Here is an 18,638-nt window from a genome sequence, read left to right as displayed (position 1 = left end):
CCGAAGAAAAACACAACAAGTTCAATTAACAGTATTAATATTATGAATAACACGTACATGAAAAGTTGTGCCTTGTGCATGACATTGTGCCTTACTTCCGCCTCTTTGCCTCATATAGTAAAAGCGGACGGTTCGGTTATCGAAAACGGAGTTTTGCAGTCATCTTTGATCAGAGGTGTAGTGAAAGACTCGAACGGCGATCCCCTCTTGGGAGTGAATGTGATCGTAAAAGGCTCTACTATCGGTGCCGTGACCGATATAGATGGCAACTTTTCTTTTGAAGCTCCTGCCGGTTCCATCCTGGTTGTTTCTTACATTGGTTTCAAATCACAGGAAATCAAAGTAAAAGGAAATACCCCCTTAAACATCATCCTGAAAGAAGACTCTGAAGCACTGGACGAAGTTGTGGTAGTAGGATATGGTGTACAAAAAAAGAGTGATGTTACAGGAGCTCTTTCTTCCGTAAAAGGAGACGAACTGACAAAACTGTCCATATCCCGTACCGACCAGGCTTTACAGGGCCAGATGGCCGGTGTTATGGTACAAAACAGTGTCGCAGCCCCGGGAGAAGAACCCAATATCATTATTCGCGGGGGAAACTCCCTGAAAGGTGACAACGCTCCCCTTGTCGTTATCGACGGCGTGTTAGGCGGTGATCTGTCCCTGATCGATCCGAACGATATTACCTCTATCGAAGTATTGAAAGATGCCTCCTCCACCTCCATATATGGTTCACGTGGTGCCAACGGTGCAATTATGGTGACAACCAAACGAGGCAGCACCGGTAAACCTTCTGTTTCATACAGCGGTTATGTATCCGTATCGCAGGTCTCTAAAAAAATGGATATGCTAAACGGACAGGAATTATACGACCTGTTAAAAGAAGCACAGGAGAACTATCCGACAAGTGCATTAAAAATACCCTCCTGGGTCGATCCGAATAACCTGAACAATACAGACTGGCAGGATGAAGTTTTCCGCTCGGCTCCTATGACCGGACACTCCTTATCTGTCAGTGGCGGTACGGAAACGACAAAATACAGCCTGTCCGGCAACTACCTGTTGCAACAGGGTATAATCAAAAACTCTGACTTTAACCGTGCAGGTGTTCGCGCGAACGTCGAACAGAAGTTAGGGAAAAACGTTACAGTCGGCATGTTGCTGAACGCCTCCCGCTCGTCATCTACCAGCGCCAGCATTAACCAGATGAATGGTTCCGATGGTGGTGGCGTTACATTCTCTGCCCTGGGTTTCGGCCCCTTGGTACCCATATATAAAGAAGACGGATCATTCAGCGGCCCTCTGAAAGACGGGGCACAGATGAATAACCCGGTAGCGCTGATCAACGACCAGGTAGTGGATAAAGACCGCAGTTATTTCCAGGGGACTGCTTTCCTGGAATGGGAAATACTAAAGGGCCTGCGTTTCCGGACAGCCTGGTCGTACACATACAGCGATAAACGCCAACGCCAGTTTACTTCCGGGGAAAACCTGCTGTCTTACAAAGGACAAGGATATGCGTATGTAGAGAATAAAGAGACAACGAACTGGTTGGGGGAAAATACGCTGACCTATTCAAAAACATTCAATAAAGACCATTCGTTGAATGTGGTGGCAGGTTTCACGGCAGAAGCATCCGATTACTTTTACAATACATCCAGCGGTAAAGGCTTTGATATCGAATCGCTGGGATACTGGAATATGGGATTAGCCGACAACAGCCTGTTAAGCGTGGGTAGTGGGGAAACCATTCTGCGATCGCTTCCTGGCTGGGACGTGTAAACTATGCCTATAAAGGCAAATATCTGGCATCCGTCAGTTTCCGTGCCGACGGTTCTTCCAAATTTGCAAAGAACAATAAATGGGGTTATTTCCCTTCGGCGGCATTGGGATGGCGCATCAGTGAAGAAGATTTCATGAAAGATATTTCATGGATACAAAACCTGAAACTGCGTGGCAGCTATGGTGAAACAGGTAGCCAGGCAATCACTCCTTACCAGTCATTAGCAAGTTTCAGTACGACTAGTTATGTATTAGGGGGAAACTCTGCGGTCGCCCTCATTCCGGGACGTGTGCCGAACCCTGACCTGAAATGGGAAACAACCAAGCAAACGGATATAGGTATCGACCTGAGTGTATTGGGTGGACGTATTTCACTGGTTGCCGACTATTACTATAAAAAGACGATCGATCTTCATTATGACAAGATACTGCCTTATTATACCGGATATTCATCACAGACCCAGAATATCGGAAGTAAACAGAATAAAGGATGGGAGTTTTCTTTGAATACACAGAATCTGGTCGGCGACCTCAAATGGTCAACCTCCGTAAACATTGCTTTGAACAAAGAGAAAGTACTAGACCTGGGTGACGATCAATATTTCTATACCAACGGTTCCGGCGGCGCTTTGGGAGCAGGGTTTAATGAAACCGGTATCGTACAGGTCGGCAAACCGCTCGGTAACTTCTACGGATATGTATTCGACGGGATCTATCAGAACCAGGCGGAAGTAAATAAACTGAGTAGTTCCACTGCCCGGGTCGGTGCCGTCAAATTCAAAGACTTGGATGGCGACGGAAAGATTACGACCGAAGACCGTACCATCATCGGTAATGCCAACCCCGACTTTATTTTCGGTATCGGCAACGACTTCTCCTATAAGGATTTCGACCTGAGCTTCTTGTTTCAGGGTACATATGGGAATGATATTATGAACCTGATGACAGTAACATTCAGCGAATTACCCAGTAACTCGAACAATACCGGCAACGCATTCAGATATGTAAAAGACTCCTGGAGAGGCGAAGGCACATCCAATACACAGCAAGCCCTGAACGAAGGGGTCGGCCCGGCATCTACACGCTTTATCGAAGACGGTTCCTATATCCGCCTGAAAAACCTGACACTGGGTTATACATTGCCTAAGTCGCTTACCTCCCAATGGGGTATTTCCAACCTGCGCCTCTATATCAGCGGACAGAACCTGTTCACCATCACCGGTTATTCCGGTTACGACCCAGAAGTCAGCTCCCGCACAGGTAACTATAACTTAGGTTTCGATGGCGGTAGCTATCCAGCCATCCGCTCTTATACCTTCGGATTGAATCTTACATTATAATTAAACCATTTAAATGAACATGAATATGAAATCATATATAAACAAAGCAGTTGCGGGAGTATGTTCCCTGATGTTATTAATGAGCAGTTGCGATTCTTTCCTCTCGGAAGAACCGAAAGACTTCCTTTCGCCCGAGAACCTGCCGAATACGGAAGCAGAATGTAATATGCTGCTGATGGGAACGCTTTCCTACTGGCGCAGCAACGATTTCGAGCGTCATATTAATTTCATCGCGGAAGCAACCACCGATGCCGTTGTCAGTGCTACCGCCAACAACGTTGCCCGCGACGAAATGAACTCCCTGACCTGGCAAAGCGACAACGAGAGTCTCTTCAAGCCCTGGAAACAGTTCTATGCCTGTATCAATGCTTCCAATATCATTATACAGAAAGTCCCGAACGCTTCGAAAGTGAACGACGAAGTTAAAAACCATTACGTGGCTGCCGCCCGCTATATGCGCGCCATGTCTTATTTTTACCTTGTTCGTATCTTCAATGATGTCATTTATCTGGATACGCCGGTGGAGGATTTCAACGGTGCAACGAATATGACAAAGGTTTCCGCCAAAGAAATTTATGGCCATATCATCGAAGACCTTGAATTTGCGGAAGCCAATTTACCGGAAAAATGGAGTGAAGGGACAGAGCGTCCCACTATCGCAGCCGCCAAATCACTGTTATCATGGGTATATATCACAATGGCCGGCGAACAGATCAAGGATCAGTCGATGTGGGCCAAGGCAGCAGCCAAAGCCAAAGAAGTCATCGACAATAAAGGCAAGTACGGAATTGAATTAGTGGCCGATTACGAGGATTTGTGGAAAGTAAGCAACCGTTACAACAAAGAGTCGATCTTTGCACTGAACTTTGCCGAAGGCCTCGGAGACAACCAATGCGGAGCCGAATGGCGCCCTTCGAGCATCGGTTCCGAATCCGGCTGGGGATTCTTCTACACGCTGCAAACTTATATCGACAGGTTCGATGATAAGGATAAACGCAAAGCAGCTACGTTCCTGACCGAAATAGTCAGCACCGTAGACAAGAAAACTTATACAACGGCCGATTTCGGCAGCCCGTACCCTCACGGAAAGAAATGGTGCGACGGTGGCCGCGAAAACTTCTCACAGCGTAATAAACGTACCGATATGTACATTCCGATCATCCGTTACGCCGATGTACTATTGATATTTGCAGAAGCAGAGAACGAAGCCAACGGCCCGACGGCAGCAGCCTATGAAGCAGTAAACCAACTACGTACACGTGCCGGCCTGGATAATCTTTCCGGCTTATCCAAAGACGCTTTCCGCCAGGCTATCCAGAAAGAATGGATACTCGAGACATCCCACGAACGCATTTATCGTTTTAACCTGGTACGCTGGGGAACATACTTGTCTACCATGAGGGATTATTTCCAAAAGAACTTCCCGGACAAGGTAAAGAATGTAACAGAAGAAAGACTTTATTTCCCGTGTCCGGATCACGACGCCATGCTGAATCCTAATTTATAAGCAAGTCGTTGACAAAACTTCATAAGTAAATCAAAAAGGGTATGAAATTCTATTAGTCTTTCATACCCTTTCGCTTTTCAGATCCGTGCCGTTATATAATCGATGATATCCAGACAGAGATTGGTGGTCTGGTCATTCGTATCCAGATCCGGATTCAGCTCCACGAGATCCATCGATTTGATCAGGTTGGTCGACAGCATGTGTTCGACAAACTCATTGAACTCGTCGGGAATAAGGCCTTCACAGACACGCGTTCCCGTTCCCGGGGCAAAGCGGGGGTCGATACTGTCTACATCGATGCTGAAATGGACATTGCGCACCTTTCTTTCCCGGAGTTTCCGTTTGATATCTTCGGCCGCAAAATTAATGCCTTTCAGATGAATGGTTTCCATCGTATAGACACTCAGTTGCTCCTTTTCTATCAGGGCCTGTTCGCCCTCGTCGAGGCTGCGGGTTCCGACCAGAAAGACATTCTGGGGATTCACCTTGTTGCCGGGAGCATAGATATTCACCAGTTCTTCACTCCCCATCCCCATCAGGGCGCTCAACGGCATACCGTGGATATTTCCGCTGGGAGAGGTTTCGTTCGTATTGATATCGCCGTGGGCATCGAGCCAGATGATACCGAAATCATCGAAGCACTTCCCTACCCCGGACGCACTGCCCAGTCCGAGCGAATGGTCGCCGCCGATCACAAGCGGGAAGGCGCCGCCCCGCAACGTGTCGTAGACCAACTCCGCCAGGTTGTTGTTCACCTCGACGATAGCGTCGAGGTATTTCATGCTCTTGCTTCGGGCAAATTTATCCGCTTCCGACACGGGAGGCACATAGAGATTACCCAGGTCGAAGGCACGATGTCCGTTCTTCCGGATAACCTGCATCAGCCCCCGCTCACGCAGATGGTTCGGGGCACGTTCAACGCCTTCGCGGTCGCAACCCAGATTCAGCGGGACTCCTATTACGTTTATTTTCATATAACCGGTTTAAAATTGAGCGAACGTTTCTTTAATAATACCGATTGCTTCCATCATCTGGTCGCGGGTAATGATCAGGGGCGGGGTGAAGCGGATGATATGGTCGTGCGTCGGTTTGGCTATCAGGCCGTTCTCTTTCAGGGCCAGACAGATGTCCCAGGCCACCTTACCGTCTTTGGGTTCGGTGACTACGGCATTCAGCAAGCCTTTGCCACGAACCTGTTTGATCATCGGATTGTCGATCTTTTCCATTTCGTTACGGAAGAGTTCGCCCATTGCATAGGCATTTTCCGAAAGCTTTTCATCGCGTACAACTTCCAGGGCGGCAATACCCACAGCTGCCGCCAACGGATTTCCGCCGTATGTAGAACCATGTTCGCCCGGAGCGATCGTCAGCATGATCTCGTCGCTGGCCAGCACAGCAGAGACAGGCGTCACACCACCGGAAAGGGCTTTTCCCAAGATAAGAATATCGGGATGGATATCTTCATAATCGCAGGCCAGCAGTTTACCGGTACGGCCGATACCTGTCTGTATCTCATCCGCGATAAACAGGACATTATGCTGTTTGCAGAGATCGTAGCACCCGCGGAGATAACCGTCGTCGGGCACTACTACACCTGCTTCGCCCTGTATCGGTTCGAGCAGGAAGCCGACTACATCGGGATCTTTCAAGGCTTCCGCCAGCGCATCCACCTGATTGTATTCTACTTTGATAAACCCCGGGGTATAAGGGCCGAAGTCCGTATACGAACTCGGATCGGTACTCATCGAAATGATCGTGATTGTCCGTCCATGGAAATTCTCGCTGCAAACGACGATCTTTGCTTTTTCGGGAGCGACGCCCTTGATACGATATCCCCAGCGGCGAGCCAACTTCAGGGCGGTCTCCACCGCTTCGGCTCCGGTATTCATCGGCAGTAGCTTGTCGTAACCGAAGAACTTGCAGGCAAACTCCATGTATTCACCCAGTATATCGGCATGGAATGCACGCGATACGAGTGTCAGCTTCTGCGCCTGGTCGGTCAGCGCTTTAATGATCCTGGGATGACAATGCCCCTGGCTCAGGGCGGAATAACCGGACAGGAAATCAAAGTAACGTTTGCCTTCCACGTCCCACACAAATACGCCTTCTCCTTTCTCGAGAACGACAGGCAGGGGATGATAGTTGTGTGCACCAAACTTCCCCTCACGGGTGATGTAATCTTCCGGTCTCATACTATTTCTGATTTAATTGTTTTGTCAGACTGTAAGCGTTTCATACAGCCATTGAGCCAAAGGTACTAAAATGAGTAACAGTATGTCACCGAAAGATGTATGTTAAGAAACACACTATGACCGGACTTCTTCCACAATCCACCGTTCGATATTGCGTGTTTCTTTGCTGAAATTAAGACTCCACCTTATCCATATTTGCATAAAAAGATTACCGGACACAGACGACGCAGAATACGCAGAGTCTCGCAGGCTTTTTATTAATAAATAATAGCATCTGCGATATCCTGCATATCCTGCGTCGTTGTCTGTGTGCGGTTGTATGTATCTTACTTGACAATCACCTTGCAAACCTTACGCCCGGTCTGTACAACATACAATCCGGGAGTCAGTGGACGGCGGTTCATACCTGGCTTGGCATCAAAGACGGCGACTATGCTGCCGCTCACCGTTATGACACGGACCTCTTCCGTGCGGTCGGTTTCGAGGCAGAGGGCGGAAGGCTCTGTCCAGACTTTCACACCCGCCTCGATCGTGGCGTTGGCTACATCGGTGTTCTTTTGGATACCGGCAATCGAGATGGTCACATCCGAACGGATATACTTCACCAGATAAGCGCCGTCGCTCGCACGGGGAGTGATCGTTTCACCACGGCTGGTCGTTACGACGGGGACGGATTGGTCATAATCCTTATCCAACGTGAAGTAGAAACGGAAACTGCTCCAGGACTCCACCTCGTAATTACCCGGAGCCGGATCGGTTGTTGCACCTTCCAGGGCGGGAAGGGTGACAGTGTAGTAAACCGGAGTCGGATCAGGAACCGGATCAGGATCGGGAGTCGGGTCGGCGGCCTTCGTCCAGACAATGCCGAAGGGGCTGAAACTGGAAACGGAAAACTTCAAACCGACTACCGTATTTTCCAGATTACCCTCCGAAACAGAATAGACTTCCGTCGTTCCATCCATCTTCACATGGACAATCGTGAAGGTATCGCCGGCATCCGTACCTGCGGGATAAGGGTAGATAACCGTTACCGGATGATCGGCAGAAGGCTGGATAGGGATTTTCGTACCACCCGACTTTACTTCTACCAAAGCGATCTCGACATAGATCGGTTGATCGGGATTTTGTACATTGGCCTCTATCACTTTATCGACAGCAGTTTTATGACTCTCTTCCTCCAGAGCACCGGTTACCAGTTTGATGGTAGAGCCATCCGTTACTGAAGGCCGCTCATTTAGAGGAATAACGACTGTCGGTTCTGCGACAGGAGCTGTCGGTTCATCCAACACAACTTCTTCTTCAGTTATAGTTGTACCTTGCACCACTCTAAAGGTGGCTGTAAAAGCGACAGATATTGCATCATCAGGAACCTGATAGCTACCATTTTTCGGATCACTATTTGCTTCCGTAGAAGATCCTCCGGACGGGGTAGCCGTATAGGTATCTAATTGATAACCGGGGATAGCAGAGTATTTACATTTCAATGCCGCTCCATTGGGAATTACATCGGTAGCAGTCACCAGGCTATCATTGCAGAAGACGGAGATGGAACCGCCGCCCTTAGTCGGCTGAGTAACGGTTGCCGTAACGGCATCTTTCATGCCGGTGAAGACTGCAACATCATTGCCTGCCGTGGCCTGGAAGTAAACGATCGGAACGGGAGTAGCGCCTGCCGTTTTGCCTTGCTGGCGGGTACGGACTTCACCATCAGCACTCGTTACCGTCCAAAGCCGGTACGTCTTGCCGGGCGTAACGGTTGTGGCATAGGTTTTGCCCTGGCGCAACAGGGCGGCCGGGGATTGGTTGTCATCGTCGGTGGCGGCAAAGGCTATTTTGCCGTCAGGCTGTCCCGATGCGTCTGCAAACTGCCATTCCATCCAGGCATTAGCGAGGGTTCCGATGTTATGGATGGCGGTGTTGGCGCAATGGAAAGTAACGGAGGTCGATGACGGATCGGACACGGTGAAGGTGCCGGAGTTATCGAGGGCGTAATATTCGTTATTATCGCCGGTATTTCCGATATACAGGCCTTTGCCCGTCAGCGTCAAGATGCCTTTATTTATCAGGGTAGAGGCTCCGGATGAGCTGAGAGTGGAAGTGCCTTCATCCGCTGTGTTAATGGTCAGGGCGCAATCTGCGTTGATGGTCAGGGCAGCACCGTCGGTCGGTTTGATTTCCACTTTCTCGAAAGTCAGCGTCGGGTTGCCGGTGGCGGTGGAGATGACGAGTTTGTTGGTGGAGGTTGCTGCGCTTTCGGTCATTTTGACCGTGCCGTTGAAACGGGTCGACGTTTCGCCTTCTCCTTTTTTGTAGCTCCATTTGCCATCGGAATAAGAGAGGGTGATGAGATCTGTGTCGCTGACAGGCAAGGACAGCGGGCCGGGCATAGCCAGATAGTCGGCGGACGTCAGGCTGGCGGCAGGCTGGCCGGGGATGGCTTCCCCGTAAATTACCGGCAAGCCTTCGTTGCCATAGCTGGCGATGGTTTTCAGTTGCGGGAGCTTGCCGTCCGCATCGGTACCGATGGCGGTGAAGGCTTTCGTATTTTCGGAGCCAGCCCAAGAGGCAGTAACCGCGGCAGCTTTGTCGAGGTAGAGGTTGGCACCGTTTATCGCATGGGCGGTGATGTTTTCGGTCGGGATGGACTCATTATTACCTATCGTCAGCTTGATCTTGGTGCTGGCGTAGTTGTTGGAAAGGGTAGCATTATTATTCTTTCCGACAATACGACCGGCCTGTTTATCAGAGGTGTTCCCGGTAGCTTTCACGCCTTCGACATTTAAGGCGAGGCAATCCTTTACAGTAACATTACTATTGCTCCAAATCCCCCCGATAATACCGCCTGCATAAGCACCGTTGTCGCTGCTTGATGATTCTGCGGAAACAGAACCCGTAGCAAAACAAGATTTAATAGTCACATATTGAGCACCGCCGACAATGCCGCCGGAAGGACATGACTGGGTAGCTTTCGCGGTTATATTCCCTGTTGAATAGCAGTGCAATATATTATTCCCCGTATCAGAACTACCATCACCGCCCATGATGCCACCCGCATAGGCGGCGCCACTACCGGCGGTAACATCAATCTTACCTGTGTTGAAGCAGGAAGCAATGGAAGATTTGGTACTTACCCCTACGATTCCGCCACCCATAGCCGTTGATCCATTGATAGTGATAGCTCCACTGTTTGAACAAGCACTAAGCACCGAGTTTATTGTTGTGCCGGCAATTCCACCGACCTTCCCATCCTTATCAGAGTCAGAGTTAGAGAACTTGACCTCGCATTTATTATGGCAATTCATGATTATTCCATTCTCCACATAACCTGCGATGCTACCAAGCGGGTAATCAGTTTCTGAGCTTGGAAGAGTTTGCAAATGAATACTATTAGATTCCGCCATCGTCAGATCCTTCACGGTCGCTCCATACAGATAACCGAAAAGGCCGGTATTGATTACCGAGGTCGTGTTGATCTTCATTTCGGTAATATTTTTGTTATTTCCATCGAAGGTACCCTGGAAGCATTTAGTGTAGACATTATTTAGATCCGAAGTAGAAACAATCCCTATCGGTATCCAATTATCATCGAAATCGTTGGCAACACCCTGAGCAGGCGTAGCCAGCGAGATATCGTTGGCAAGCGTAACCGTACAGGCATTGAAGCCTGCGGAGGTGGGATAGTAAGCGGTATACGTTTCACCGGTATTGCCACTCTTTGTCTTCGCATTATTCGTCACCCAAGCGATCCACGCGAGGCCACGAGGGGTCTTGACGGTATAGTTTATACTGGAGTTTGTGCCGGAGACGGAGACATCGATGCCATCCGTGCCGACATTGGCTGTCTGGGCGTAATCGGGCCAGTCGGCAGGGAAAGTACGCATACCTGAAAAGTCGAATAATTTATCGTCCGTTGCCGTAAAGACAGTTGTTCCGTCCTTATCCATGAGTTGTTCATCACCAAGCCAAAGGGTGTAGCCGGTGTCCTTCGTGACGTTGACAGCGAAACTTTTCGCTTCGCCGTCGGTGGAGAATTCAAAAACGGGATCGGACGGATTGCCGTCGGCCTTTTTTATTTTAAGCGTTTTGCCGCTCTCCGGGGCGGAATCGAATGTCCATTGGAGGAAGGGGGATTGCACTCTGCTATCACCATATCCAAAAGCCTTTTCACCGGAATATTTCGAAGATAGCGAACATTTCGAAGAAATCTTTACTTTTGCATTACCTATAGCCGATAAAATACCGGCATTATTAAACCACACACCCATACGACCCGCTTTGATAGTTACTTTATTTTTGAGGATAGTGGATACAATCCTACCACTATTATTATACATCCTTAGCCCAACTGTATAATCTCCTTCTCCAAGGATATTCAATTCTCCTGCTTCACCATCCAGAATCAGGATACCTCCGTTGTAGTTATAAATCGCATGACTGAGAGTGTTAGAATTTCCATCAGTATTTTTACCTTTCAAGGTACTGGAAGAATTGCCTGTTGTTTTAATACAGAGCGGCTTAGTACCTTCTGCTATCTTAATCAAGTCGGCTTTATCAACAGCCGTCAGGCTTACTCCATTCAATATGAGTTTGGCACAATCATCATAATTCGGGGAAGTGGCATCCTTCTCGCTTTTGATGGTGATGACGGGAGAATCGTTTTTTTCCGAGCCTGTCAGCGTGCCGGTAAATTCGGATACCTCACCCTCGCCAATCTTATAATACCAGGCGTACGTATCAGGATCGCTTTTCTTTTTATAGGTCAGTGTCGTTGCGTCTGTAATGTTGCTCACATTGAGATCTGAAGGTGGTGTTTGTTCTTGCGCCCCTCCCCTCACCGGCCATAAAAACGCCAGTATCATGATACTGATTATACGTGCAGCGAGCCGGAGGGGCGCTGCACGGTGGTTACTTTTTATAGGTAAAAAGTTGTTCATAAGTAAATGTGTCTATTTAAATGATTAATATGATGAAAGAAATGCCTGCCGTCCGCTGTATTATTCGATCACCGGACGATCGTCTTCGCCGCCGGGCGACGGATCGGGATCGGGAGTCGGATCAGGTGTCGGGTCGGGTGTCGGATAGGGCTTGTCATCGGGCTGGGTCGGTGTAGAAGGGCCTCCCTTGGCGGCGATCAGGTCTTTGTATTTGCGGAAGATCTGGTTCACCGTGTCGATAAAGCCGTTGATAACATCTGTCGGTTCCAATACGGCATAGGCATTAACGCGCTGGATGACCAGATCGAGCGTCTCGTCGGTTGCCTTACGGGCCTTTGAGGTATCGGTCTTCACGCGGGCGGCGTATTCGTCGGTACGTGAAGCATCGAGCGTCTTGTACTCGCTGTTCTGGGTTTTCAACTGGGTGACATACGTTTCGAGATGAAGGGTCTGCAGCGCCGTTGCCACTTCGGGCTTGGACAAGTCGATCAGTAATCCGTCGATCAGGGCGGTTTCTTCGGCATAGGCCTTACTATACAGCTTGTCGTAGGCACGGAGCACGGCGTCGACGGTACGGGCAGCGGACTGGAGGGCCGGATCGGGGCAAACCAGGTAGGAGCCGTTCATAGAGAAAATGAACTGGATCGTCTTGTCGCGTTCACCGTCTTTGGCTACCAGCTGGTCGGTCGTCGCGCTTTTGGTGATGCGGTTGACACATTCGCCTTCACGGTCGATGCATTCCTTGTAACCGGGAGCCAGCGATTCGAGGTGGAGGGCGGCGACCGTAACAGCCTGGATACGATCGTATATCTCCGTATTCATGTTCTTGTGGGCCGCATTGCTCAACTTCGTTTTGTTCATCGTGCCGATTTGTTTTGCTAATGGCATAATCGTAGTTTTTAATATTGATACTAGAAATTATTTCGTTTTTTCTGTTTTAATAGCTCCGTCGACCTACAGAACCGTCGCTACGGTTGTCGGGGACGTTCCGGCGGCCGGCGAAGCTATCTCTACGACCTCAGCAGTCGTTTTGCCGGCCGCCGGAGGCATTGCCACGAGTGTAGCGATGGTTTTGCCGGTCGGCAGAGGGTTTCGTCACCGGAAACTGTAGTACAAGTTATTGTACGGTTGCGGCACGATAGGGCTCAGGAAGGCCCAGGACTTGTTGTCGTCGAAGTCGAAGGGGCTTTCGGTCGAGGTGTAGGTCGACTTCTTGGCCAGATCGTCGGCAAAACGATATCCGATCTCGCTACCCCAGGAACCTTTTTTGTCAGCCAGGAAGAAAAGTCCCTGGTTCTCGTAGCAATAAGAATTGGAGTAGGGTTCCTGGTTGACCGACCCAACAGAGACGATGCGGCGCACCTTGATATCGTCGAGCAGGTCGAGCGAAACGTCCGACACGCCGTAGCCGGAGGCCACCCCGGCAGAAAGGCAGTTATGCAGTTTCACATGGTCGCCCAACCGTGCCACGATGCCGTAGCCTTTTTTGCCGGCACTGACGGTTCCGAAGTTACTGCATTGCGATATTTCGACGCAGTTGTCCATCCGATCGGTCAGGTTGCCCACAGTCGACACGGCAGCCGATAAGACGATGACGGTGGCAGTTGCGGCACCTCCCGATACGACAGCTCCGGCCACAGCCAGGACACACGAGGCGGCTGCAAGGGCTATCTCGCGTGCCTGTTCGATTTTAGCGACCTGTTCGTCGATCTCGGCCAGACGGTTGTGGACGGCATCGGCGTAACGGTCGTCGCCCTCTCCCTCGAGGCTGTTGTTGAACTCGACGGAGTTGGCATAGGCCAATCCGGGCAGCACTTCCGAACCGGGTAACGCATAGGCTACGGCGGGGATGGCGGCCGACACTTCTTCGTTCATGCGTGACAGCATATCTTCATTGACGATGTCGATCTTCTGTCCGTAGAGTTCGTCCCACATGCTGATGTCCTGCATCATTGGCGGGGTGGCGATGGCTTGGTAGAGGTCTTTGGCCGAAGAGGCTATTTTGACGACGTTCTTGCCGTGCTTAAAGGCGGCTTTCATCCCCGACATTTTCTTGGGAGGGGTTTCAAGGGCTTTCATCACTTTGTGTTTCGTCCGACCGTAAGAGATGATGACGGAGGCTATGTCGCCGGGAGTGAGCGATTTGCTGTCGCCCGTACGTGCTGCGATGCCGCCGCAGATGTCGGTACCGCTCACCCGTCCGTAGTTATTACAGAAATTGATCATGCCGCTGCTTCCTCCCAGGGCGAGGATACCGCCTGCCATACCGGCAGAGGCATCGACGGATGCGAGGTTGGAGCTGTTGGTCACGATATAATAGGAAGCGCGCCCGATAAGGCCTCCGACGCATTGATCGGCACCTACCTGACCGTTATTGAAACAATGGTTGACGACAACCGTCGGGGTAAAACCGGCCAGTCCCCCGGCAAAGGTGCCTGCTCCTTCCACCATTGCGCGGTTGTAGCAGTCGGCCATCAGTGTCTGTGCTTCGCCGATGAGGCCTCCGGTGTTGTCGATTCCGTAGACGGGGCCGTAGTTGTGTGCCGAAGTCATGATCAGGTCGTTGTAGCTTCCGTCTTCCTTGTTGATCACGGTACTGCCCACGATACCGCCGGTACCTTCGTGCCCGCGTATCTCGCCTTCATTGACAACGACCGCCAGGGTCGAAGTACCCAGTCCGCCGGCAATACCTCCGGTGGCCAGGCAGTTGGAAGCCACAACGGCTCCACGGTTGATGCAATTGGTGATGTTGGCAGTCTCGATGCCGCCGATGATACCGCCTGTACAGCGCGATCCTTCGGCCTGCACGCGGGTCAGGTTGACGCAACTATCGAGGATGGCTGTCGCATTGATCGTACCGCCCCCCACCAGGCCTCCGGCAAAGGAGCCGTCGGAACGGTTACCTACCGGCAGGTTCTCATTGACACAACTGTGCATCACCAGTACGGCTTGTGCATCGACACCACCTACCAGACCGCCTACGAAATTAGTGCCATAGACTTCGCTGGCGGTAGAAGTTTCCTTACGCACCCGGATGTTGCGCAGGTAGGTGGGCGTTTCTTCCACTCCGGATACGCCACGGATGCATCCGACCAGGGTACCTGTGGAGTTGGCGCCGATAGATACAGGGTCGACCATCATGATATCGCGGAACGTTGCGGCGCAGACGTATCCGAACAATCCGGTGGCTTCTATTTCATCGCCGGCGGCCTGTGTTTTCGAGTCGAGCGTACGGATGGCGCAGTGGCGGATAACATGGCCGTCGCCATCGTAGCATCCTTTGAACGGGAAGGCGGGTTGATAGGCAATGGGGCGGAAACCTTTGTTGTAGGTGTCTATCATGTCGATATCGGCCGTCTGGAGGAAATATTTGCCTTCAAAACTGTTCGCACCGTCTTCCATCAGCTTGCGCATCACCTTGAAACCGGTAGAGGAGGCGATGCGGTAAGGATCGTCGGCCGTGCCGCTGCCAAAGTAGCCTGCCAGCTTGTCGAAGGTGGAAGGTGAAACGGCGTTGCTACGGGTGGTTACCTGCAGGGTACAGCCGATGTTGGCTTCGTCGTAGGTTTCTTCGCCGGTTTTATGGATGATTGAGGCGAGGATATATTGGCCGATGCGCAGGCGTTCGTCGAGCCGGATCACCGACTTGCCGCTTTCTACGGAGTGGACGGACTTGACGACTACCGGAACTTTCTCGTTGCCGTATATCAGTTGGCAGGTGATCTCGCCTGTCGGAACCACGTTGCTCAGGTCGGCCGCCAGTTCGATACGTTGCTCTTCGCCGTAATCGGGATTTTCGGGTACGGGTGTGTTCTTTTCGTCATCCTTGCATCCTGCTGCGAGCAAGAGCAGGATCAATGCCAGTGCAGCCGGTAAAAGGTGGCAAAAGCGGTGTGTGCGGGATTGTATCTTGTTCATATATATAATATATAAGGTTAGACAATTATTAATGTAACGGATATGAGCTCGGTGTGGGAACATTCCTTAGGACAGGAGCGGAATATCCATCGCCTGAGAATGTCCAGACATCTGTCGAGAAACCGGCATAGGTGGACTTGCGGCGCATTTCATCGGCGCTCTTGGCATGCGAGCCGCTGCCTTTCATATCGCCGTCGCTGGCGGTATTGAGGTAATAGCAGTTGCGGCAGTCCACGTTATCGTCGTCTTCGCCTCCGATGATGCCCCAGCCGGTGGCACCGACATTGTAGCAGTTCTCGATCAGGATGTGTTTCTTACTCTTGTCTTCTTTCTGCCCGACGATGCCGGCAAGCAGGCTTTTTCCGCTGGCCCAGGGGACGAACCCCATGTTGAAACAGTTGGTCACGGTGGTATAGTCGGTCACACGACCGGCAATGCCGCCTACCGCGCTGGTGGCGTCGATCGTCCCGTCATTGTAGCACTGGTCGATGTAGACGTTTTCGAGTTGTTGCCCTACGATACCGCCGGCAGCCGAAATAAAGGGGCCGGAGATGTTGCCGTGGTTGACAGAGCGGGTGACTTTTATTTCAAATCCCTTCTCGTCGCGCATGCCGATAATACCGCCATAGCCGTCAACGTTGCTGCTAGACGTAGAGGTGAGCGTCATATAATTGTGGCAATCGTTGAAACGAAGGCTGAGACAGTGGTAGTTTTCCGCCCGTCCCACAATGCCGCCCACGCTACCACCGTTGGCGGTGATGGAACCGCGGAGTTGCCGCACGCCGGATACATTGACGTAGAAAACGTTCTCCCTCCTGGAGTCGACCTGGAGAAGGCCGATCGCACCGCCCACATTGCTGCCCGACGTGGAGGTGATGGTTACCTGCCCCGGCGAAACGGATTTGAACAGATCGATATTGGTTTCCACATCCGAAAATCCAATGGAGCCAAACAGACCGCCTACGTTGCTCCGCCCGATGATACTGCCGTAGCAAGGAGGGATAAAGCCTGCGGTATTGTTGCCGTTATCGAAGCGTCCGACCATACCGCCGATATGATTGGCACCCTCGAGCTTCATAGAACCGGTGCTGCTGCTCACGCGGCTTTCGTTGCGGAGACTCATATATCCGCTAAGAATGCCGAAGAGGCCGCCTACGTAGTCGCTCGTGGCGATAACGTCGCCGTCGTTTACTATCGTCACATTTTCACATGTGCCCATTTCACCGGCGATACCGCCCACCCGGCTATTTCCCTCGACGCGAGCCGTATTCGTGTATGAGCCGTTATTTATCTTTTTGCAATGCCCGAACAGGCCACCTACATTGGTGCTGCCCTTAATCGTTCCTGCATTTTCGAAAGACCCTTCAAGACCATTCGTGGAGTCGTATGTTCCTATTAACCCTCCTACATAATTATTGGCTTTGATATAGGCCTTGGAGGTAAACGTAGTGCCTCGTGGGATATTGGCCCCCATTATCATTCCAGCCAGGCCGCCTGCATAATTCGTAGCGGTGAGGCTGGGTGTAGAGGTGTTGCTGTATTTGAATGCATTCGCACCATTCAATGTTAAATTGCCGGAACCGAGAAAACCGCCTACTTTATTGTTACCATGAATGTCGATCGAGATTTCGGTGACTTTTGCTTCCGTAAATGCCTGCCAGGGATAGGCATACGATCCATAGGCAATGGTGGCGCCGACCTGGCAATCGGTAATGTGGAGATCGTCGCTATTTCCACAGATCCCGCCGGTCTGATCCTTTCCCTCGATCTTTCCGCAGACGTAACAACGGTCAAGGTTTCCTTCTTTGCTATAACCGATAAAGCCGCCCACATTCGAGCTGGAAAGAGCCTTAATCTGTCCGTTACGCAGACAGTCGGTGAAGGTAGCCCCTTCGCTGTATCCGATCATACCGCCGATATTGCTGGATTTGGTATCCGACGAGAGTGTCACGGAGGAGATACACCGGATTACAATAGGAGAACCTTTTCCTACCAGGCCGCCTATATTGTTTTTGCCGGAAATAAAACCCTCGACACTGATATTCTCCAGACGCGAGTCTCGATTGGCATAGCAGGCAACGGTACCCAAATAGTCTTTCCCGTCGAGTTGAACGTAATGGAACTGTATATCGTGTATGCAGGCTTCACTTCCCAGGCTGTAGAACAGCCCCCCGTAACCGTCGGACGTATGGCAGAAGAGGTTGTCGATACGATTGCCCTGGCCATCTAACGTGCCGTTGAAGTCGGTGCTTCCTCCGTTGATGTTATTATGCCCGGCGGGCTCCCAGCCTTTGCCGGAGGTAATGTCCAACAATTGGAAGTTGATGTTTTCGGTGAGGTCGAAACAGATACCGCTCAGGTCATTGCAGTTAGTCATGGCATTGACGATATTGGTCATAAAGTCTTGTCCGCAGGCGATGGCAATAGGGTCGTCTTTACTGCCTGTTCCGATACAGTCGGCCTTCAGGTTGAAGGAACTGCGGAAAGCTATATTGTTGGGATCCTCAATAGAGAGACGGGCGCCCAGATAGATGGTGTCCTGTGCAATTAGGGTATCGTCTGCCTCTGCTTTGGAGGTAAGGTCTTTCCGTGAGAAAGTGACGTAATTGAGACGGTACTGCTGATGGGGTAGTTCGCTCAGGATGGGATCTTCCGCCTCGATCAGCAAAGAGTCGGTATCGGCGGAAAGGAACGTGTTGACAGGGTAAGTCACATTGTCGTCTTTCCCTTTCAGGTGGATGCGGCAGTTCACTTTGGAAAAGAGGATCTCCAGGCGTCCCAACCGGGGGAGTTTCAGGCTGAGCTGGCGGATCCCCACTTCCTGTCCGGGGATGCCGTTTTCCTGCGGAACGGTCATTTCATCTTTGTCGTCGGCACAGGCGACAAATAGTACCGGGAGCAATAATAACGCCCAGACTGCCAGAATAGATTTGAAGGTGTTCATAAGCATTCATATTATAATGTT

General features: G+C 50.9%; 9 protein-coding genes. 3 read left to right on the top strand and 6 right to left on the bottom strand.

All coding sequences use genetic code 11. The annotated features are described in order from the left end of the window. Positions 1-42: 42 nt before the first annotated feature. The 3 genes from HMPREF1212_RS27460 to HMPREF1212_RS00550 are packed head-to-tail and all read left to right on the top strand — an operon-like array spanning position 43 to position 4,629. Positions 43-1,782, top strand: coding sequence for a SusC/RagA family TonB-linked outer membrane protein (locus HMPREF1212_RS27460; protein ID WP_255353034.1), 1,740 nt, complete (start codon positions 43-45; stop codon positions 1,780-1,782). Then, complete coding sequence (locus tag HMPREF1212_RS27455; protein ID WP_369800833.1) at positions 1,758-3,122, top strand: SusC/RagA family TonB-linked outer membrane protein; 1,365 nt, start codon at positions 1,758-1,760, stop codon at positions 3,120-3,122. The genes HMPREF1212_RS27460 and HMPREF1212_RS27455 overlap by 25 nt, the downstream gene beginning before the upstream one ends. Positions 3,123-3,147: 25 nt before the next feature. Then, positions 3,148-4,629: a RagB/SusD family nutrient uptake outer membrane protein gene (locus tag HMPREF1212_RS00550; protein ID WP_046150173.1), complete on the top strand. Its 1,482-nt coding sequence runs from the start codon at positions 3,148-3,150 to the stop codon at positions 4,627-4,629. 77 nt (positions 4,630-4,706) lie between these two features. Here HMPREF1212_RS00550 and rocF read toward each other — a convergent pair whose 3' ends face one another. The 6 genes from rocF to HMPREF1212_RS00515 form a co-directional block, all read right to left on the bottom strand. Next, entirely contained in the window at positions 4,707-5,603 is an 897-nt protein-coding gene (gene rocF / locus HMPREF1212_RS00545) for an arginase (RefSeq protein WP_046148050.1), read from the bottom strand. A gap of 9 nt (positions 5,604-5,612) precedes the next feature. After that, positions 5,613-6,821, bottom strand: a complete 1,209-nt coding sequence (rocD, locus tag HMPREF1212_RS00540; protein ID WP_046148049.1) for an ornithine--oxo-acid transaminase — start codon at positions 6,819-6,821, stop codon at positions 5,613-5,615. A 326-nt stretch (positions 6,822-7,147) separates the two neighbouring features. Next, on the bottom strand, positions 7,148-11,755 hold the full coding sequence (locus HMPREF1212_RS00530; RefSeq protein WP_052724894.1) for a hypothetical protein: 4,608 nt from the start codon (positions 11,753-11,755) through the stop codon (positions 7,148-7,150). 60 nt (positions 11,756-11,815) lie between these two features. Further along, positions 11,816-12,643 carry a DUF6261 family protein gene (locus HMPREF1212_RS00525; RefSeq protein WP_046148048.1) on the bottom strand — a complete coding sequence of 276 codons (828 nt, stop codon included), beginning with the start codon at positions 12,641-12,643 and terminating at the stop codon, positions 11,816-11,818. A 207-nt stretch (positions 12,644-12,850) separates the two neighbouring features. Beyond that, complete coding sequence (locus HMPREF1212_RS00520) at positions 12,851-15,736, bottom strand: hypothetical protein (RefSeq protein ID WP_157316927.1); 2,886 nt, start codon at positions 15,734-15,736, stop codon at positions 12,851-12,853. Further along, a complete protein-coding gene (locus HMPREF1212_RS00515) occupies positions 15,702-18,617 on the bottom strand; it encodes a M26 family metallopeptidase (RefSeq protein ID WP_157316925.1) in 2,916 nt (971 codons plus the stop codon). The genes HMPREF1212_RS00520 and HMPREF1212_RS00515 overlap by 35 nt, the downstream gene beginning before the upstream one ends. Between the last annotated feature and the right edge of the window lie 21 nt (positions 18,618-18,638).

It is taken from the genome of Parabacteroides sp. HGS0025 (assembly GCF_000969845.1).
Taxonomy (GTDB): Bacteria; Bacteroidota; Bacteroidia; order Bacteroidales; family Tannerellaceae; genus Parabacteroides; species Parabacteroides gordonii.
The sequence above is the reverse complement of the archived record's forward strand: the minus strand, read 5'-3'. Positions and strand labels throughout refer to the sequence as shown.